Source organism: Cochlodiniinecator piscidefendens (assembly GCF_011326755.1).
In the GTDB taxonomy this organism is placed as follows: domain Bacteria; phylum Pseudomonadota; class Alphaproteobacteria; order Rhodobacterales; family Rhodobacteraceae; genus Cochlodiniinecator; species Cochlodiniinecator piscidefendens.
Genome location: NZ_JAAOIE010000003.1, coordinates 256,483 through 275,427, shown reverse-complemented (window position 1 = coordinate 275,427; position 18,945 = coordinate 256,483). Strand labels below are relative to the sequence as shown.

The 18,945-nt window shown below is 52.2% G+C and carries 18 protein-coding genes and 1 riboswitch; of the genes, 10 read left to right on the top strand and 8 right to left on the bottom strand.

Going from position 1 to position 18,945, the window contains the following annotated elements; genetic code table 11:
- Window positions 1-21 precede the first annotated feature (21 nt).
- From G9C99_RS10220 to G9C99_RS10180, 9 genes are all read left to right on the top strand, one after another.
- A complete protein-coding gene (locus G9C99_RS10220) occupies window positions 22-402 on the top strand; it encodes a MerR family transcriptional regulator (RefSeq protein WP_166417387.1) in 381 nt (126 codons plus the stop codon).
- Window positions 403-523: 121 nt separating this feature from the next.
- The gene (locus G9C99_RS10215; RefSeq protein WP_168713298.1) at window positions 524-901 is read left to right on the top strand and encodes a MerR family transcriptional regulator; all 378 of its coding nucleotides are present in this window, start codon (window positions 524-526) and stop codon (window positions 899-901) included.
- 4 nt (window positions 902-905) lie between these two features.
- A complete protein-coding gene (locus G9C99_RS10210) occupies window positions 906-2,699 on the top strand; it encodes an acyl-CoA dehydrogenase C-terminal domain-containing protein (RefSeq protein WP_166417385.1) in 1,794 nt (597 codons plus the stop codon).
- Window positions 2,700-2,748: 49 nt separating this feature from the next.
- Entirely contained in the window at window positions 2,749-2,961 is a 213-nt protein-coding gene (locus G9C99_RS10205) for a hypothetical protein (RefSeq protein ID WP_166417384.1), read from the top strand.
- 30 nt (window positions 2,962-2,991) lie between these two features.
- Window positions 2,992-4,134 (top strand): acyl-CoA dehydrogenase family protein, encoded by a 1,143-nt coding sequence (locus tag G9C99_RS10200; RefSeq protein ID WP_166417383.1) that lies wholly within the window; start codon window positions 2,992-2,994, stop codon window positions 4,132-4,134.
- A 10-nt stretch (window positions 4,135-4,144) separates the two neighbouring features.
- Window positions 4,145-4,777, top strand: a complete 633-nt coding sequence (locus G9C99_RS10195; RefSeq protein ID WP_166417382.1) for a glutathione S-transferase family protein — start codon at window positions 4,145-4,147, stop codon at window positions 4,775-4,777.
- 13 nt (window positions 4,778-4,790) lie between these two features.
- Window positions 4,791-6,002 carry an acetyl-CoA C-acetyltransferase gene (locus tag G9C99_RS10190; RefSeq protein WP_166417381.1) on the top strand — a complete coding sequence of 404 codons (1,212 nt, stop codon included), beginning with the start codon at window positions 4,791-4,793 and terminating at the stop codon, window positions 6,000-6,002.
- A gap of 6 nt (window positions 6,003-6,008) precedes the next feature.
- Window positions 6,009-6,545 (top strand): NADAR family protein, encoded by a 537-nt coding sequence (locus G9C99_RS10185; RefSeq protein ID WP_166417380.1) that lies wholly within the window; start codon window positions 6,009-6,011, stop codon window positions 6,543-6,545.
- A complete protein-coding gene (locus tag G9C99_RS10180; protein ID WP_166417379.1) occupies window positions 6,538-8,742 on the top strand; it encodes a 3-hydroxyacyl-CoA dehydrogenase NAD-binding domain-containing protein in 2,205 nt (734 codons plus the stop codon). The genes G9C99_RS10185 and G9C99_RS10180 overlap by 8 nt, the downstream gene beginning before the upstream one ends.
- 50 nt (window positions 8,743-8,792) lie before the next feature.
- Here the strand turns inward: G9C99_RS10180 and G9C99_RS10175 are convergent, their stop codons facing one another.
- From G9C99_RS10175 to G9C99_RS10150, 6 genes are all read right to left on the bottom strand, one after another.
- On the bottom strand, window positions 8,793-9,773 hold the full coding sequence (locus tag G9C99_RS10175) for a Hint domain-containing protein (protein ID WP_166417378.1): 981 nt from the start codon (window positions 9,771-9,773) through the stop codon (window positions 8,793-8,795).
- A gap of 220 nt (window positions 9,774-9,993) precedes the next feature.
- A complete protein-coding gene (locus G9C99_RS10170; protein ID WP_166417377.1) occupies window positions 9,994-10,542 on the bottom strand; it encodes a hypothetical protein in 549 nt (182 codons plus the stop codon).
- Between the two features lie 303 nt (window positions 10,543-10,845).
- Entirely contained in the window at window positions 10,846-11,118 is a 273-nt protein-coding gene (locus G9C99_RS10165; RefSeq protein WP_166417376.1) for a hypothetical protein, read from the bottom strand.
- A 39-nt stretch (window positions 11,119-11,157) separates the two neighbouring features.
- Window positions 11,158-11,346, bottom strand: a riboswitch (cobalamin riboswitch).
- Window positions 11,347-11,412: 66 nt separating this feature from the next.
- On the bottom strand, window positions 11,413-12,588 hold the full coding sequence (locus G9C99_RS10160; RefSeq protein ID WP_166417375.1) for a winged helix-turn-helix domain-containing protein: 1,176 nt from the start codon (window positions 12,586-12,588) through the stop codon (window positions 11,413-11,415).
- Between the two features lie 47 nt (window positions 12,589-12,635).
- Window positions 12,636-13,484, bottom strand: coding sequence for a universal stress protein (locus G9C99_RS10155; RefSeq protein WP_166417374.1), 849 nt, complete (start codon window positions 13,482-13,484; stop codon window positions 12,636-12,638).
- An 11-nt stretch (window positions 13,485-13,495) separates the two neighbouring features.
- Window positions 13,496-14,983: a SulP family inorganic anion transporter gene (locus G9C99_RS10150; protein WP_166417642.1), complete on the bottom strand. Its 1,488-nt coding sequence runs from the start codon at window positions 14,981-14,983 to the stop codon at window positions 13,496-13,498.
- Between the two features lie 256 nt (window positions 14,984-15,239).
- Between G9C99_RS10150 and G9C99_RS10145 the strand changes: the two genes are divergently transcribed.
- A complete protein-coding gene (locus tag G9C99_RS10145) occupies window positions 15,240-16,109 on the top strand; it encodes an SDR family oxidoreductase (RefSeq protein WP_166417373.1) in 870 nt (289 codons plus the stop codon).
- Window positions 16,110-16,119: 10 nt separating this feature from the next.
- On the opposite strand, the gene dxs is transcribed toward G9C99_RS10145, so the two are convergent.
- Entirely contained in the window at window positions 16,120-18,048 is a 1,929-nt protein-coding gene (gene dxs / locus G9C99_RS10140; RefSeq protein WP_166417372.1) for a 1-deoxy-D-xylulose-5-phosphate synthase, read from the bottom strand.
- A 27-nt stretch (window positions 18,049-18,075) separates the two neighbouring features.
- Window positions 18,076-18,942 carry a polyprenyl synthetase family protein gene (locus tag G9C99_RS10135; protein WP_166417371.1) on the bottom strand — a complete coding sequence of 289 codons (867 nt, stop codon included), beginning with the start codon at window positions 18,940-18,942 and terminating at the stop codon, window positions 18,076-18,078.
- Between the last annotated feature and the right edge of the window lie 3 nt (window positions 18,943-18,945).

The following is an 18,945-nucleotide window of genomic DNA, read 5'->3' as shown; positions in this document are numbered from 1 at the left end:
CGAGATAAATCTATTGGCGTTATGACCGAAAACAGCGATCAAACCCGGCTAAGTTTCAAAGAAATGTGCGCACGCTTTGACGTGACCCCGCGCACCTTACGGTATTACGAATATATCGAACTTTTGGATCCTGAGCGCGACGGTCGCAGCCGTTTTTACAGCGCACGCGATATCGCACGTATGGTCCTTATTCTACGCGGCAGGCGGTTTGGATTTAGCTTAGAGGAAATTCGTCAGTGGTTGCTCATCTATGCTGAAGAAGGCACCGAAGCTCAGAATAAGGCTTGGGTTGAAATGGCTGATCGTCAGTTGGCGGCCCTCAAGTTACAGTACACAGAACTTGCAGAAACGATCAAAGATCTCGAAAATCTGCGCGCGACGACCATTAACTCTTCTGAATAACTTTGTGACGTATCGTCATATAAAGTTTTTACGCGGCGTAATCTTTACGTAAACGTAAACTTGTACCTAGATTGTAAGGAACACTGATCAATCAAAGGAGCAACGCGTGCAAGACGACTTTATGACCATCAGAGAAATGTGCGACACCTTTGACGTCACAGCGCGCACATTGCGCTTTTACGAAGCAAAGGAACTCCTGTTTCCACATCGTGATGGGCAAAAACGCAATTTCACCAAGCGTGATCGCGCGCGATTAAAATTGATTTTACGCGGCAAACGTTTTGGTTTCAGTCTCGAAGAAATACGCCAACTGCTCGATCTCTATGACTGCGAAGACAAACAACACACACAAATCCAACGCACCTACGACATCGCCAAAGAACGTATGCAAGACATGATTAATCAACGCGATGAACTAAACGAAGCCATTGAAGATTTAAAAGCACAACTGGCTTGGGGTGAACAACAAATCGCGCAAGCAATGCAAAAGAAGGGATAACCGCATGACACGTTACACAGCCCCCACCGATGATATGCAGTTTGTCCTCCACGATGTCCTGAATGTTTCTGCCTCTGATATCCCCGGATACAATGACCTTGAGGCTGATTTCACCTCTGCGGTGTTCGAAGAAGCCGGAAAAATTGCGTCCCAAGTTTTGGAGCCTCTAAATGCGGTTGGTGATCAACAGGGATGCCGTTTGGAAAATGGCGTGGTCTATCCCCCCGACGGCTTCAAAGCTGCCTTTGACCAAATGCGCGAAGGAGGCTGGACCGCGCTTGATCTTGATCCTGACTATGGTGGTCAGGGGATGCCCTATCTGATGGGGACCGCTGTGGGGGAAATGTTTTCTTCCGCGAACCAAGCCTTCACCATGTATCAGGGCCTGACACACGGCGCTTATGCCGCGATCCACGCCCACGGCACGGACAATCAAAAGGCAAAATTCCTGCCGAACATGGCGGATTGCACTTGGACAGGCACAATGAACCTGACCGAACCGCACTGCGGCACGGACCTTGGCCTTATGCGGACCAAAGCAGCCCCCCAAGCCGACGGCAGCTATAAAATCTCTGGCCAAAAGATTTTCATCTCGGCCGGTGAACACAACATGTCTGACAACATCATTCATCTCGTGCTGGGTAAAATTGTTGGCGGTCCCGAAGGGATCAAAGGCGTCAGCCTGTTTATTGTCCCGAAATTCATCGTCAATGATGACGGCACACTCGGCGAACGCAACGGTGTATCTGTCGGCAACATCGAGAAAAAGATGGGCATTCACGGCAATTCGACCTGTGTAATGAACTACGACGACGCAACAGGCTATCTGCTGGGCGAAGAACACAAAGGCATGCGTGCCATGTTCACCATGATGAACGAAGCACGGCTAGGCGTGGGTATGCAGGGCCTGTCTCAGGCGGTCGGCGCGTACCAAAACGCCGTCGATTATGCCAAAGACCGCCTGCAAGGCCGCGACGTGACCGGCGTGAAAAACCCGGACGGACCAGCCGACCCGTTAATTGTTCACCCAGACATTCGCCGTTCATTGATGGATCAAAAATCATTCGTTGAAGGCGGACGCGCATTTCTTTTGTGGGGGGCGCAACTGATTGATCAGGCCCACCGCGCACAAGACACAGACGCAGATGGGCTTGTGTCCCTCATGACCCCGGTGATCAAGGGTTTCCTGACAGACAAAGGCTTTGACATGGCGGTTCAGGCGCAACAAGTCTACGGCGGTCACGGCTATATCGAAGAACACGGCATGAGCCAGTTCGTGCGTGATGCACGCATCACCCAGATTTATGAGGGCGCGAATGGCGTTCAGGCGCTTGACCTTGTGGGGCGCAAACTGGCCCAAGATGGCGGAAAACATGTCATGGCGTTCTTTGATCAGGTGAAAACCTTTATCAAAGAGAACGAGACAGACGAGGCCCTAAAGGCTGATTTCCTTGATCCTCTAAAACACGCGTCAAAAGACCTTCAGTCCGCGGGCATGTACTTCATGCAAAACGGCATGAAAAACCCAAATGACGCGCTCGCTGGGTCTTATGACTTCATGCATTTGTTTGGTCATGTGTGTTTGGGCCTGATGTGGGCCCGCAGCGCCAAAGCTGCCCTTGCGGCACTCTCGGATGACGCCACGTCGCGCAGTAATACTGACGCTGCGTTCTATGAGACGAAGCTCACGACAGGGCGCTATTACATGGCACGTCAGCTTCCGGCAACGGCGACCCACCTCGCACGAATCCAATCTGGGGCTGATACAGTTATGGCGTTAGACGCAGAAGCATTTTAATCATGTCTTGTCCGGGCGACATGTCCGGGCAATTCACAAAGGGATTGATATGCCAAAACGTTTTCGCCTGACCCGCCGTTTTCCTGTCGCCATGACAGAAGACGGTTACCGCAAATTGAAAAAGTTCGCGACCAACGCGGGCTTAGATGAGGGAGAGGCGCTTTCGTTTCTGTTTGAGAACTTCGAAAGCGTTACGGATGAGGTTAACCTCGCAACCCGCTTGCGGCTCTTTAACTCAGAGCTGGAGGCACGCAAACGCTAGGCCAAATTCGGCCCTGCACAGGGAACACGCATGACACATTCCATCTGGATGACAGATGAGCACCAAATGCTGCGCGATATGACAGCCAAATTCATCGAAGATGAATGGATGCCGCAATACGATCGCTGGCGTAAACAGGGCGAGATGGATCGCTCCACTTGGAATGACGCTGGCGCACTTGGGTTGCTGTGTCCTTCTATCCCAGAAGAATACGGCGGCCATGGCGGCGATTTCGGCCATGAAGCCGTGATCATGATGGAAGCCCCACGCGCCAATCTCGCCAGCTGGGGCAACCCCATCCATTCTGGCATCGTAGCGCATTACATTCTGGCCTACGGAACCGAAGAACAAAAACACCGTTGGCTGCCCAAAATGGTGTCTGGCGAAATGGTCGGCGCCCTAGCCATGACAGAGCCCTCAGCGGGATCCGACGTCCAAAACCTAAAAACCAAAGCGGTCAAAGATGGCAACGCCTATCGGCTAAGTGGTTCAAAAACCTTCATCACCAACGGCCAACATGCCGAACTGATTATCGTTGCGGCAAAAACCGATCCTGCCGCCGGGGCCAAAGGGGTTTCGCTGGTTGTTGTCGAAACCAACGGTGCTGCTGGATTTTCGCGTGGACGTAACCTTGATAAAATCGGCCTACATGCGGCCGACACCTCTGAGCTGTTTTTTGACAATGTTGAAATCCCCCCTGAAAACATCCTTGGTGGTGTCGAAGGTCAGGGCTTTTATCAAATGATGAAACAGCTCCCTCAGGAACGTCTGATCATTGGCTGCACCGCTGTTGGCGCAATGGAAGGCGCGGTAGAACGCACCATCGCCTATTGCAAAGAACGCGAAGCCTTTGGTGGTCCTCTGACGCAGTTTCAAAACACCCGCTTTAAACTTGTGGAATGCCAGACCAAAACCAAAGTCGCGCGGGCCTTTTTGGATGAATGTATCGCCGACCACATGCGCGGTGATCTCAGCGTCGAAAAGGCCGCAATGGCGAAGTACTGGCTGACCGACACCCAATGCGAAGTGTTGGATGACTGCCTGCAACTGCACGGCGGCTATGGCTACATGCAAGAATACGCAGTCGCGGAAATGTGGGCTGACGCCCGTGTGCAACGCATCTACGGTGGAACAAATGAGATCATGAAAGAACTGATCGCACGCGCATTATAGGGAAATTGACATGATTAAATTACATTGTTTTGGCGAAAGCGGAAATGCCTACAAGGCAGCACTTGCACTACAACTGTCCGGCTTAGAGTGGGAAGCGGTCTATGTTGATTTTTTCAACGGCGCGACCCGCACCCCTGAATTCCTCGCGATAAACCCATTGGGCGAAGTGCCCTGCCTTGTTGATGGTGATGAATGCATCAGCCAATCTGGCGTCATCCAGATGTATATCTCAGAGAAATCTGGCAAGTTTGGCGGTGTCACCCCAGCCCAACAACGCGAAGTGCTGCGTTGGGTGTTTTGGGACAACCACAAGCTTTCAAGCATGGCTGGCAATGTGCGTTATTTCGAAAACTTTGCGCCCAAAAGCTCCGTGCCCGAGGGTTATACAGAAATGAACAAAGCCCGCCTCACCACCGCTTACAAAACGCTGAACCGCGCATTAGACGGCAACGATTGGCTGGTGGGCGACAGCATCACCAATGCAGATATTTCCTGCTGCGGGTATCTTTTTTACCCAGAACCCTTTGGGTTTAACCGTACGGATTTCCCGAATATCGACGCTTGGCTTGATCGCATCAGCGAACAACCCGGCTGGAAACACCCCTATGACCTCATGCCCGGCCACCCCTCAGACCGCGCTTAAGAAAGGACAGACCATGATCGACGCCTATATTTACGACACCGTGCGCACCCCCCGTGGCAAAGGCAAAAAAGACGGCACATTGCACGAAGTGACCGCCGTTCGCTTGTCCGCCGAGGTGCTGAATGAACTTAAATCCCGCAACAACCTTGCTGGCGATGAAATCGAGGACGTTATCTGGGGCAACGTGACCCAAGTTGGCGAACAAGGTGCATGTCTGGCGCGTTCTGCAGTGCTTTATTCCGATCTGGCAGAATCCGTGCCCGGCGTGTCGATCAACCGTTTTTGCGCATCGGGCCTTGAGGCGGTGAATATGGCCGCTGGTCAGGTCATGGGCGGCATGGGCGATGCCTATATTGCGGGTGGTGTCGAAAGCATGTCACGCGTGCCTATGGGCATGGATGGCGGTGCAATCGCGGTTGACCCCGAACTCACCTTCGGTTCGTATTTTGTCCCGCAAGGCATTTCATCTGATATTATTGCCACCAAATACGGCTTTAGCCGTGATGATGTTGATGCTTATGCCGTCGAAAGTCAAAAACGCGCCGCCGCTGCGCAGGCCGCAGGCAAGTTTTCAAAATCGCTGATGACCGTGCGCGACCAAAACGGCCTGACCATTCTGGACCGCGATGAAATGGTGCGCGGCGAAACCACCATGCAAAACCTCGGCGCGCTGAACCCGAGTTTTCAGGTCATGGGCGAATCTATGCCCGGCTTTGATCAGGTCGCCTTGATGAAATACCCTGATCTGGAACGCGTCAATCACGTCCACCACGCGGGCAATTCGTCAGGCATCGCTGATGGTGCGGCTGCCGTGTTGATCGGCACCAAGGAATTCGGTGAACGCATGGGCCTAAAACCCCGTGCCCGTATTCGCCAAACCACAAAAATCGGCACCGACCCGACCATCATGCTGACCGGCCCTGTGCCTGTCACCGAAAAGGCGCTGAAACAAACAGGTATGTCGATCAATGACATTGACCTCTTTGAAGTGAACGAAGCCTTCGCCTCCGTTGTTCTACGTTTCCAGCAGGCGTTTGACGTCGATCACGACAAACTCAACGTCAACGGCGGTGCCATCGCGATGGGCCACCCGCTCGGCGCGACAGGGGCCGTGATCCTCGGCACCCTTCTTGATGAAATGGAAGCTCGCGATCTGGAAACCGGGCTTGCCACGCTCTGCATTGGCTCCGGAATGGGCGCTGCCACGATTATCGAACGGGTGTAATGAGTAATGCTAGTTGATGAGCATTCTTTTCATTTCTTTTGGTCTGGTCCATTTAGTCAATGGCACCCCAGCCACTTTTCCTATGCGGATCAAACCTTTGAAACAGCCGAACAGGCTATGATGTATGAAAAGGCCATTCTATTTAATGACGCCGAAATTGGGGCGCAAATACTTGCTGAACCAGAACCCGGGTGCCAGAAAGCCCTCGGGCGCAAAGTGCGCGGCTTTGATCACGCCAAATGGGATGCCGAAAAGGTAAAGATTGTTACGAATATTAACATGGCAAAATTCGACCAGAACAAAGGCCTGCGTCGCAAACTTTTTCAAACCCTACCCAAACAATTAGCCGAAGCCAGCCCTGTCGATACGATTTGGGGCATCGGGTTGGACGCAGCACACGCTGTGACCACGCCTGTAGACTTGTGGCCCGGTCAAAACCTTTTGGGTCAAATACTCACATCAGTTCGAGATGAACTGGCAAAAACCTATCCGAAAGAAGCGCGTGCATGCGCGTCTGAAACTTGGGAGAACATAGATGTCTGATTTTACCTACTCCGTAGACGCAGATGGCGTCGCGACAATCACTTGGGATACCGTCGGCAAATCCATGAACGTTATGAACCAACAAGGGTTCAGCGATCTGAATGATATGATCGACACCGCCATCGCAGACGATGCTGTCAAAGGTGTGATTATCACCTCTGGCAAACCCGGCTCATTTGCTGGTGGGATGGACCTAAACATCATCGCCGCCATGAAAGATTCTGCGGGTGACAACCCCGCCCAAGGTCTGTTTGACGGTGTCATGGACATGCACGCGATCTTGCGCAAAATCGAACGCGCTGGGATGGACACCAAAACCAATAAGGGCGGCAAACCTATCGTAGCGGCCCTCCCCGGTACAGCGCTTGGCATTGGTCTAGAAATTCCGCTCGCGTGCCACCGCATCATCGCGGCTGACAATCCAAAGGCCAAAATCGGCCTGCCAGAAATCATGGTTGGCATTTTTCCCGGCGCAGGTGGGACAACGCGGCTTGTTCGCAAAATGGGCGCAATGGCCGCTGCACCGCTTTTGCTTGAGGGCAAGCTCAACGATCCCAAAAAGGCCGAAGCCGCAGGCGTTGTCGATGACGTCGTTCCCGCCGATGAACTTTTATCGGCCGCAAAAGAATGGGTGTTGAACGCCAAAGACGCCGACATCGTCAAACCATGGGACGCCAAAGGCTACAAAATGCCGGGCGGCGCGCCTTATCATCCGTCTGGTTTCATGACCTTTGTCGGTGCATCAGCGATGATTCACGGAAAAACCAAAGGTGCCTTTCCCGCTGCCAAAGCCCTGCTCAGCGCGGTTTACGAGGGGGCGCAAGTTCCCTTTGACACAGCGCTGAAAGTTGAGGCGCGTTGGTTCGTCAATGTTCTGATGAACCCGTCCTCCTCTGCCATGATCCGCAGCTTATTCATCAACAAAGAAGCTTTGGACAAAGGGGCAAACCGCCCCGCCGTTGACGATCAAACCGTGCGCAAAGTCGGCGTATTGGGCGCTGGTATGATGGGCGCTGGTATCGCACTCGTGTCAGCCACTGCCGGGATGGAGGTTGTCCTGATTGATCAGGAGCAGGCCTCCGCCGACAAAGGCAAAGCCTACACCGAAGCATACCTAGACAAAGGGATTTCCCGCAAGAAAACCACAGAAGAAAAGAAGACCCAAGTCTTAAGCCGTATCAACGCAACTACGGACCTTGACGCGCTAAAGGGCTGCGATCTGATCATCGAGGCCGTGTTTGAAGACCCAACCGTCAAAGCCGAGATCACAAAAAAAGTCGAAGCTATCATTCCCGACGATTGTATCTTTGCGACCAACACTTCAACCTTGCCCATTTCCGAATTGGCCAAGGCCAGCAAGCGCGCGGATCAATACATCGGCATTCACTTCTTTTCCCCCGTTGAAAAGATGATGTTGGTTGAGATCATCAAAGGCAAAGAAACCGGTGATCGTGCGGTCGCCAAGGCGCTCGATTATGTTCGCCAAATCCGCAAAACACCCATCGTCGTAAATGACGCGCGGTTCTTCTACTGCAATCGCTGCATCATCCCCTACGTCAATGAGGGCATTCGCATGGTGGCAGAGGGCGTTTCCCCTGCCCTTGTTGACCGCGCCGCACAGATGCTGGGCATGCCTGTTGGTCCGCTTCAGTTGGTTGATGAAACCTCGATTGATCTTGGTGCCAAAATCGCCCGCGCAACCAAATCCGCCATGGGCGATGCCTACCCAGACGGCGCTGTTGATGACGTAATCTTCTGGATGGAATCTGAGGGCCGCTTGGGCCGCAAAGCCAACGCTGGGTTCTTTGATTACGACGAAAAAGGCAAACGCCAAGGCTATTGGTCAGGTCTCGGCGAAAAATTCGCACGCTTGGATGATCAACCCGACCTCACCGAAGTCCAGCACCGCCTGCTGTTCGCCCAAGTGCTTGAAGCCGTGCGTGCATTAGAAGAAGGCGTGCTAGAAGACATCCGCGAAGGCGACGTCGGCGCGATCCTTGCTTGGGGCTTTGCGCCGTGGTCTGGTGGCCCGTTCAGCTGGCTTGACATCCTCGGCACACCTTATGCTGCGGAACGCTGTGATCAGCTAACCGAAACCTATGGCGCGCGCTTTGAACCCCCAAAACTCTTGCGCGATATGGCTGCCAAAGGCCAAAGTTTCTACGGACGCTTTGATAAGGCAACCAAAGCCGCCTAAACCAACAAAAATGGGCAGTCCACCGGGCGGCCCAAAGAGCAAACATTAAATCAGGCGACGAGTTGCTGAAGCACTGTCGCCTCTTTCTGTGTCAGACACATGCGCGCGGTCTGCTCGAACCCTTTCGGTGTGTTTGAACGCAACTCGGGAAACAATTCCAACACTTCTTGACGTGTTTCGTGAGCAAGCGAATTCAACCCAACCGGGCCGGGAAAAAAGCTCTCGCTATATGCCCCATTGGCCAATACCACTTGGTGTTCATCAAATAAAATATGAATATAGGTCACCATGCCCCCAACGCGACGAGTGATCCCAGGTGTCGTAAGAAGATGCTTAGCCGAAACCAACAATTCACGCTCGCCGAAATACATGTCCGCGATCGCGGCTTCTATCAACATCCGATGGTTCGGCGAAACCAGCAAACCGCGGTCATTGCCCAATACGTGCGCGGCAATATGGACCGGGGAGGTTTTCCCAGCAGCTGGAACCGTACAACGGCCAATCCAACGCATCGGTTGAAACCCGTTATCTCGGGTTAAAATCAGATCACCCTCTTTCAAAGAGTCAATGAGCCGTGGGCCCTTGGCGGTCTCAATCCACGTTCCACTGGTAAAACACGGAACGAGACGGGCATAAGCAACCGCTCCGTCAGTGTTAAATGTACCAAAGGTATAAGTGACAGCAGGGTCTAGTGGTTGATTGGAAACAAAAAGTGGTCCGTAGTTCGCCGCGTTATTGGTTGCGACAAAATAAATTGTGCCATTGGATCCATCGGAGCCTGTGATCGTATATTTATACCGTAAGTCAATTGTATCGCCGACATTGATCCCTGACACTGAGGAAGCCGATACATCCTGATCAGGAACATCTGCGCCACCAGTGTGCGTAAAATCCCCGAACACACCATCATCCGAGCCATTCGAATCATCAATCGTTACCTGCCCAGCAACACCTACGGTAAATGTGCCGCTGTGCGGATACGTGTTGTCACCACTTGCAAAATTGTAAACCAGTACATTTTCTAAAGCCATCGACCTACCATAATACCTAACAATGTTTCGAACGAACCGCTTCAACCAAATGGTAAAATCAGTCCCATTCCTCAAAGGTTAATTTTGGTTAATGGTCATATTGTGTTCAGGAGAGGCCAATTTCAGCACCGTCTCAAGGCACGATTAAACTGTACATCTAATCGCGCCTTAATTGCATTGATTACACCAGTGGAAATATCGGCTCTGAAAGGGTCTTGGCTTACAGCGTCCCTCGCCCCACCAGTGTATTGGTCTGCGGTCCTCTAGGGCCTAATACTGCACCGCTTCCAGCAACACCCCGCGCATCAAGCACAGCATGCCCGCTATACGTCGGTTCGGTGTCCCCTTCTCGCAAAAGTTGGTAACTATATCCATCCGACGTCGCAATTGTTCGGCGGACCCAATCAGAGACCTCCCCATTAGCGGTAGTTTTGGTAAACCTGCATTCGCCAAGCGTCCGCACACAATTATGTGGCTGGTATTCGGCTTGAATACCTTCTGCGTTTCCCCAACGTACATAGTTTCCATGCTGATCGAGGTACGTGGTAAATTCTGGTATACCCTCAGGAGCTGGTCCTCGATAGCTTTCCACGCGATGCGCATTTCCATCACGCCCTCTGAAAACGTGATGGATCAATCCTATTCCGCTCTGATGAATTGACACATAGCTCCCCGGTTCCTGAAGTTCGGACTGCCAGCGAATACTTGGGGTTGTTTCAACACATGCGGCCAATAGCCCGACTACAGCCCAAATGCTCCATTTTTTCATATTATTAGCCCTTTCAATACACATGTTTCCTGCGCAGCAAGATTCTGATGCCAAACAAATTGGAAGCAATAACTCACCCAGTCCGTTTACAAATTCTGACCAACCCGACGCTTTGTTGGTTTTCAAATCTCACAAAACCTACGCATAAGCGTCATACCTTTGTCACACACTTTATGCATAGTCTGTGTATCGGAAAATGCTATTAAAATAAGGGTGTTACGTCCGGTAGAATACTGAAGGCTCGTTTTCTTATGACGCATTGGGGCGCAATTACGCCCCAACCCTTTTTATTGTTCAATAAGCTCAGTGCAAATGCCGTTTCTTACGCGCACCGCCGCGTCGTATAGGTGTAATCGTGGGTGTTTCGGCAATTTCCCGCAGCATCTTTTCGAACAAAACTAACGCTTTGCTTTGTACGCCATCGGCACAACGCTTTAATGCGACTCGGGCTTCGGCGCGTGTATCCGTCCCTTGAGGAAGGGTAAGCACCCATTCCATCAACGCCATACGCGCGTTTAGTTCCGCACCTTCACTTGGCGCATTGCACAATCCGTCTACCAATTTGTTGAACTGCATAGTTCTCTCCGTCCTTGGTCGCGACCCCGCGACAGGTGAATATTGACGTTCACCAAGGCTGGTTTCCGGACTTAGACAGGGCCAAATTGACCAACACAGCGCCTTCCCGAATTTCCTCAGTGGCTTTGCTATGCCTTACCCGTCTTTACCGTTGCGGGGGCAGTGCCGGAGTTTCACCAGCTTCCCAATTCTCCACCCGAAGGTGGCACCTTGATACAGGTAGATTTGCGGATTCAATCGTTCAATGCAACGGTTTTTTCGCACCTGCGGCATCGTTTTATTTTTCATTTAATTTCAGCAGGCTATCGGCGGCTTGCAAGCCCACACTAAATCGCGGCACCCTGTGAAACGCCCCATGCGACTCAGTTCTGCCTCTAATTTTCCCTGTCGGGCCTTGGTCCATTTCACGCCTGCCTCGGCCCAGAGGTTGATAATTGTGATCGTGCCAGCTTTGCGATCTGCCTTTGCCTCGATCCGTCCAACAAAACGGTCCCCTTCCAGCAGGGGATAGACATAGTATCCCCATTTTCGTTTAACCGCGGGAACGAATATTTCGATACGGTAATCGAACCCAAAAAGCGCTTTTAGGCGATTGCGATCCCGAACAACAGGATCAAACGGATTAACAATGCGTAACCGAGAGGTAGGCTGCGGGACGTCTTCAATGCGCTTTTCTAGATCAGAAACAGCCACTACATCCACAGCTTGGCCATCCGCCGTGTCCAATGTCGCTTGAACCAGTTCCCGACGCCCACCCCAGGCCTTAACCTCACGGGCATCCGTGGCCTCCCAAAACCGCTGAACATCCCCCAAACTCCCAAAGCCCAGCCGATCTAACGCATTATCACACAGCCAATCGATTTGGGCTTCATCCGGCACGTGTTGGATACGTAAATCATGCGGAAAAACATTCTCACCCAAGTCATAGATTTTTGTAATGCCGTCACGATGACAAGTCGCCAAATCACCACAATACCACATATAATCCAACGCGAGTTTATGCGGCGGGCGGGCCCACATCTTCTTTTCCCCAGTGACTTTGCTGTCAAACGCATAGGTCGAAAGCGGGCCTTCAACGGCAATACGATCTTTGATCGCCTGCCGCCCAGATGCATCTAACATTGTTCGAAACCACTTAGCCTTATCAAAATAGGCCTTTTTCCGGCGAAACTGGCGATCCCAATAGGGTAGAAATGCCATCGGAATAACTGATGCATCGTGGGTATAATGTTCAAATATCCCGCGTTCCCGGCGCATCAAGTCATTGAGCATGGGTTCGCTATAGTTCTGATTGCGGCTCCAGAGAATATGATGGTGCGCCCGGGCCAAAACCTGAATTGTATCAAGCTGCACAAACCCAAGACGCGTAATCATATCAAGTAGATCAAGCGATCCAGTTGGCGTTTCTGACAACCCCTGGCTGTCCAGCCAAAGCCATCGCGCCGTACGATTTGAAAGAGTGAATGTCATGCAGCCACTCTTCCATTCTCATCTATGATTTACCAGAGCAAACAGGGTTACCGAAACAGAAGAACTGGCACCGGGCAGGACCGGATCATTTCTGTTGTTGTCGACCCAATAATCAAGTTGCGAATACGGGAATGCCCATAGGCCCCCATCACCAGCATATCAACGTCACCGGATTTAGATTTCTCCGCAATCACATCGTCTGCGTCCCCTACAGCAAACTCTGCTTCGACTGTGTAGCCTTCTGCCTCTAGCGTTGCGGTGGCACCTTCAAGCGCCCGTTTGCTTTGGGCATTGGCCTCACTTACTGTCAGCAGCTTGGCAGTCAATCCAGCAAACACATCACTTTTCTCAACATGCGCAACAGCCTTTATCGCGCTTTTGCCGCCATCGTAGGCGATCAAAAAATTCTTTGGTTCGTGAAAGGCACGGCTCGCCACCAAGACCGGAATTTTCGAAGCACGCACGACGCGCTCCAAATTCGATCCAAGGTGCATTTTAGAAAAGTCAGCAGATTCGCCTCGTTTCCCGACAACCACCAGATCAGCGCCTTTTTCAGCTTCCAACGCTTCTTCGGCAATGTCGCCGTGACGCAGCCGCGTGGTTACGTTTTCAATGCCATCGGCACGCACACGCGCCTCGGCGTCTTCTAGAATTGCGCGACCCCGGTGCTGGGCAAGCTTTGCTTTTTGCGCATCAAGATCGGCTAACTCTTCCATGAGTTTGGTGCGCGCACCCAACCCGATGTTTCCAGATAGGTTACTTTTGGCCGCCTCTTCACGCCCTAAAACATGAAGGATTTCAACCGAAGACCCTTTGCGCTTAGCCACCCAAGCGGCGTAGTCACAAACGCTTTCTGAATAGGCTGATCCGTCAACCAGTGCGATGATCTTTGACATATCCTATCCCCTTAATGCCCCATTAGACGCTCAAGCGCGCCCGGCTTATCATGCTCGGCTAAGCGACCCATCAAGGTTTCGCTGGCCTCATTCATGCCGATGATTTCGACATCCGCACCTTCACGGCGGAATTTCAACACCACCATATCCAATGCGGCAACAGATGAAATATCCCAAATATGCGCACGGCTGACGTCAATTGTCACACGTTCCAGCACTTCGCCAAAATCAAACGCATCAGCTAGGTCGGGCGCCGTTGCAAAGAACAGCTGCCCTTCGACCACATACGCGCGCGCACGGCCGCCATCACTCGCCTCAGATGTAACCCGAAACACAGCAGCGATTTTCCATGCAAAGAAGATTCCGGAAAGCAAGACACCGGTCAAAACGCCAAGCGCTAAGTTATGGCTGAATACGGTCACAACAACGGTTGCAACCATCACGATGGACGACGCCCCAGGATGTTCACGGAGATCCTTAAGAGAGGACCAGCTGAATGTCCCAACAGACACCATGATCATAATTGCGACCAATGCTGGCATCGGAATGCGTGCAACCCAATCCCCCAAGACAACGATCAAGAACAACAAAAACACTCCGGCTGCAAAGCAGGACAACCGCCCACGTCCGCCGGATTTTACGTTGATCATTGACTGGCCAATCATCGCACAGCCCGCCATACCACCAATGAAGCCCGTTGCAGTATTGGCCACACCTTGGCCGATGCATTCACGGTTTTTATCAGATTTCGTGTCTGTCAGGTCATCAACCAGTTTTGCTGTCATCAGGCTTTCTAAAAGGCCAACAACCGCGATAGCCGCAGAAACGGGGAAGATAATTTTAAGCGTTTCAAGGTTAAGCGGAATTTCTGGGATCAGAAAGATAGGCAACGTATCAGGCAGTGCCCCCATATCGCCCACAGTACGCACATCTAGCCCGAAGAACAGCGCCAAAGCCGTTAAAACAACAATCGTCACCAAAGGAGACGGGATTGCTGTTGTGACATAAGGGAAGAGATAGATGATCCCTAGACCACCCGCGACCATAATATAGGTCAAGAGCGTGACACCCTCTGTGCCCATATCAAGTTCTGGCAATTGGGCTAAGAAAATGAGGATAGCCAAGGCATTTACGAACCCGGTCATCACCGATTTGGACACAAATCGCATCACGTTTCCAAGCTTAAAGAGCCCAGCCAGGATTTGCAGCAAACCCGCTAAGACGGTCGCTGCTAATAGATATTGTAACCCGTGATCTTTGACCAAAGTGATCATCAAAACCGCAGTCGCAGCAGTCGCCGCCGAAATCATACCCGGACGCCCGCCTACGATCGCTGTGATCACGGCGATAGAGAACGAAGCATAAAGCCCGACCTTTGGATCAACACCGGCAATAATGGAAAAGGCGATAGCCTCTGGGATCAGGGCCAGAGCCACAACAAGCCCAGCAAGTAAATCAGCACGAATATTGCCCAGCCAATCTTGGCGCAGGCTGGTCATAATATCAGTCGTCACGGGAATATCTCCGGCAAAAGCGTTTGCGTCAGTCGGCAGCATCTACCGCCCAACTGCAAAAAACACCAGTGTTTTCTAAAACTCCGCCGCAGTGTAACAAAATTGAACGCCTCCGGCGCACCGGTTTTCTCAGGTTTTTTCTTCGATAAAACCTTCGGATTGGGAATAGCTGCAACCCTTTCGCGTAATCACAGGCAATGCCGGCCTTGTTGTCAGGCACAATTCACGCCATGACTGCACTATGACACATACTTTTCTATCCTTTGGGCACGGTTACAGCGCTCGCGCGCTTGCCAGCCGGTTGCCCCGTTCAGACTGGCACATCATCGGCACGACCCGCGCGCAGGAAAAACAAAACCCGCTCGCGGCACATGACATAACACCCCGCCTTTGGCCCGGTTCCGATTTGTCGGAAGATATTGCCTCGGCCACACATATATTAGTGTCCGCAGCTCCAAACGAGGCTGGCGATCCAGTACTCAATGATTGGCGCACACAAATTGCAAAACGTGCCCCGAACCTAAAATGGATTGGCTATCTATCCACCACAGGGGTCTACGGTGATCACCAAGGCGGCTGGGTTGATGAAATGACCCCTCTTGTCCCGTCAACGAAACGGGGTCAACTGCGGTTAGAGGCAGAAGCTGCATGGCAAACATTGGCGAAAGAAACGGGGTTACCGCTTCATATATTTCGGTTGGCCGGCATTTATGGGCCTGGTCGTGGCCCTTTTGCAAAAGTACGTGCTGGAACAGCCCGTCGGATCATAAAAAAGAACCAAGTATTTTCCCGTATTCACGTTGAAGACATCGCACAGGTTTTAACCGCCTCAATTGCAAAACCAAACCCCGGTACTATCTACAATGTCTGCGACAATGATGCCGCTCCACCAGAAGACGTCATCGCCTACGCGGCAGAGTTGTTAGGCTTGCCTCTTCCGCCTGCTCAGGATTTTGAAACCGCAGATATGACGCCAATGGCCCGTAGTTTTTATGCCGAAAGTAAAAAAGTGCGTAATGATCGGATCAAAGATGAACTCGGGGTACAATTGCAATACCCCGACTATAAAACTGGATTGCAGGCACTATTGAAAATAGAACAAGGCGCCTAATCACGCCTTGTTAGGCACGACGGCTGGCGATGTCCGTTATACCGAGTACCTCTAACACTTTGGCTTCGATGCATTCGGGGGACAATCCCGCATCCGCATACATGTCTTCAGCACCGCCATGATCAATAAAGGCATCCCGAAGCACCATTGAGCGCACCTTAAGGCCATGATCTAACGCGCCTTCATCGCTTAGCAATTGAAGGACATGGCTCCCGAAACCACCAACAGCACCCTCTTCGATCGTTATCAATGCTTCGTGGTTTGCCGCGAGATCAAGGATCATGGATTTATCCAAAGGCTTGGCAAATCGCGCATCTGCAATGGTCGGCGTTAGTCCTTTGGCAGCCAAAGATTCCGCCGCCTTCTGAACAGCACCTAGACGCGTCCCAAATGATAAAATCGCAACACGTTTACCTTCCGAAATAATCCGGCCTTTACCGATTTCCAATGGCTCCGGCTGTTCAGGGATATCAACACCGACACCTTCGCCGCGTGGATATCTAAACGCAATCGGACCACTATCGTGTCCTGCGGCAGTTACCACCATACGGGCCAGGTCGGCTTCATCAGCTGCGGCCATCACCACAAAGCCAGGCAAGTTCGCTAAATAGGCTGTGTCAAATGCACCCGCATGGGTCGCACCATCTGCCCCAACCAACCCCGCGCGATCAATGGCGAAACGAACAGGCAAGCCCTGCACCGCCACATCATGAACAATCTGATCATACCCGCGCTGCAAAAACGTCGAATACATCGCGCAGAATGGCTTTAGCCCGCCAGCAGCCAAAGCCGCCGAAAATGTTACCCCATGTTGTTCTGCAATCGCGACATCAAAGCAGCGACTTGGATAACGTTCTAAAAACTTATCAAGCCCCGTTCCGTCGGGCATCGCCGCTGTCACCGCACAAATTTTATCGTCTTCAGCAGCCAAGTTTAAGAGTGTTTCGGCAAAGACCTTTGTGTAACTCGGGGCATTTGACGGCGTTTTCTTTTGTTTGCCCGTCAAAACATCGAATTTCGCTGTCGCATGTCCGCGATCCCGCGCGTTTTCAGCCGGGGCATATCCTTTGCCTTTTTTCGTCGTGACATGGATGAGCATTGGACCTGTCGCGCGCGCCTTTATCGTGCGGAGAAGCGGCAACATTTGATCAAGATCGTGGCCATCAATCGGACCAACGTAAGAAAAACCCAGCTCTTCGAACAATGTCCCGCCAACGGTCATACCCTTGAGCATTTCTTTGGCCCGGCGCGCACCTTCTTGGAATGGGCTTGGCAACAGGCTGACGGCCCCTTTTGCCGCCGATTTCAATTCCTGGAATGGTTCACCAGCATAGAGAGATGACAGATAGGCTGACATTGCCCCCACAGGCGGGGCGATCGACATTTCATTGTCATTCAAAATAACAAACAGACGTTTTTTTAAATGTCCCGCGTTGTTCATCGCCTCATAGGCCATGCCCGCGCTTATGGCACCATCGCCAATCACAGCAATCGCATCGCCCAATCCGTGTTCGGGTGCGCCCCCCAAATCGCGTGCAACGGCAAAGCCCAACGCAGCAGAGATCGAGGTCGAAGAATGCCCAGCGCCAAATGGGTCAAACGCGCTTTCAGTACGTTTAGTGAAACCGGATAAACCATCTTTCATCCGTAAGGAACGAATGCGCTCGCGGCGGCCGGTCAAAATTTTGTGCGGATAACACTGGTGACCTACATCCCAAATCAAACGGTCCTTTGGCGTGTCAAAAACGGCGTGCAATGCCACCGTCAATTCCACCACACCAAGCCCCGCCCCCAAATGGCCGCCAGTTTCCGAAACAGCGCTGATGGTTTCAGCGCGTAATTCATCAGCGACGCGTTTTAATTCGGCATCTGTCATTCCCTTTAGATCAGCGGGAAGGTGAACGCGATCAAGCGTTGGGGTTTTTGGTTTGTCACTCATACTGGCGATCCTTCCCTATCGGGAACCTTAGCTGTCTCGGGCAATAACGAAGCGTGCGGCTTCCCGCAAGCGATCTGCTTTGTTACCATAGGGCGCAAGCGCATCTTCTGCTTCAGATGCCAACGCCTTTGCGCGCTGTTTCGCGGCATCTAAGCCTAACAATGACACAAAGGTCGCTTTGCCCGCATCTTCGTCTTTTTGCAAACGCTTACCGGCCTTTTCAGCATCACCCTCAACATCCATGATGTCATCTGCGATCTGAAAAGCAAGCCCAAGCGCCGTTGCATAGTGTCGCAAATGGGTTGTATCAGCCCCTGCGATCAATGCCCCAGCCTGCGCAGACCAACAAATCAGCGCGCCCGTTTTGTTGGCTTGCAATTCAGTGATCTCGTCAAGGTTCAAAGGCCGATCCGCAGTTTCCGCAGCAATATCTTGGGCTTGGCCCAGCACCATACCGCGTGCACCTGCCGCTTGTGCCATCGAAGAAACCAACGCCATACGCCGATCTGCGGGGCCGATTTCTTCGCGTGCAAGCAATTCAAAACACAACGTTTGCAGCGCGTCACCCGCCAACACAGCGGTGGCATCGTCCCACTTCACATGAACTGTTGGTTGGCCGCGGCGCAAATCATCGTCGTCCATACAGGGTAGATCATCATGGACCAGTGAATACGCATGAAGCGCCTCAACCGCAGCCGCAGCATAAACCGACTGCGTCTCAGGCACATCAAACACCCGCGCGCTTTCCATTACGAGAAACCCGCGCAAACCTTTGCCGCCTTTTACCGTGTAGCGCATTGCGTGGTTCACTGGCTGATCTGCCAAATCCCCAAGTGCCTGCGTAAGGCAAGCCTGAACGCGTGCGCCATCTGCCGCCAACTGTGCCTTAAACATAAT

Bases quoted from the DNA above. Each gene is read 5' to 3' on its own strand.
- G9C99_RS10220 (WP_166417387.1), top strand. From the start codon at position 22: ATGACCGAAAACAGCGATCAAACCCGGCTAAGTTTCAAAGAAATGTGC.
- G9C99_RS10215 (WP_168713298.1), top strand. From the start codon at position 524: ATGACCATCAGAGAAATGTGCGACACCTTTGACGTCACAGCGCGCACA.
- G9C99_RS10210 (WP_166417385.1), top strand. From the start codon at position 906: ATGACACGTTACACAGCCCCCACCGATGATATGCAGTTTGTCCTCCAC.
- G9C99_RS10205 (WP_166417384.1), top strand. From the start codon at position 2,749: ATGCCAAAACGTTTTCGCCTGACCCGCCGTTTTCCTGTCGCCATGACA.
- G9C99_RS10200 (WP_166417383.1), top strand. From the start codon at position 2,992: ATGACACATTCCATCTGGATGACAGATGAGCACCAAATGCTGCGCGAT.
- G9C99_RS10195 (WP_166417382.1), top strand. From the start codon at position 4,145: ATGATTAAATTACATTGTTTTGGCGAAAGCGGAAATGCCTACAAGGCA.
- G9C99_RS10190 (WP_166417381.1), top strand. From the start codon at position 4,791: ATGATCGACGCCTATATTTACGACACCGTGCGCACCCCCCGTGGCAAA.
- G9C99_RS10185 (WP_166417380.1), top strand. From the start codon at position 6,009: ATGCTAGTTGATGAGCATTCTTTTCATTTCTTTTGGTCTGGTCCATTT.
- G9C99_RS10180 (WP_166417379.1), top strand. From the start codon at position 6,538: ATGTCTGATTTTACCTACTCCGTAGACGCAGATGGCGTCGCGACAATC.
- G9C99_RS10175 (WP_166417378.1), bottom strand. From the start codon at position 9,773: ATGGCTTTAGAAAATGTACTGGTTTACAATTTTGCAAGTGGTGACAAC.
- G9C99_RS10170 (WP_166417377.1), bottom strand. From the start codon at position 10,542: ATGAAAAAATGGAGCATTTGGGCTGTAGTCGGGCTATTGGCCGCATGT.
- G9C99_RS10165 (WP_166417376.1), bottom strand. From the start codon at position 11,118: ATGCAGTTCAACAAATTGGTAGACGGATTGTGCAATGCGCCAAGTGAA.
- G9C99_RS10160 (WP_166417375.1), bottom strand. From the start codon at position 12,588: ATGACATTCACTCTTTCAAATCGTACGGCGCGATGGCTTTGGCTGGAC.
- G9C99_RS10155 (WP_166417374.1), bottom strand. From the start codon at position 13,484: ATGTCAAAGATCATCGCACTGGTTGACGGATCAGCCTATTCAGAAAGC.
- G9C99_RS10150 (WP_166417642.1), bottom strand. From the start codon at position 14,983: ATGACCAGCCTGCGCCAAGATTGGCTGGGCAATATTCGTGCTGATTTA.
- G9C99_RS10145 (WP_166417373.1), top strand. From the start codon at position 15,240: ATGACACATACTTTTCTATCCTTTGGGCACGGTTACAGCGCTCGCGCG.
- dxs (WP_166417372.1), bottom strand. From the start codon at position 18,048: ATGAGTGACAAACCAAAAACCCCAACGCTTGATCGCGTTCACCTTCCC.
- G9C99_RS10135 (WP_166417371.1), bottom strand. From the start codon at position 18,942: ATGTTTAAGGCACAGTTGGCGGCAGATGGCGCACGCGTTCAGGCTTGC.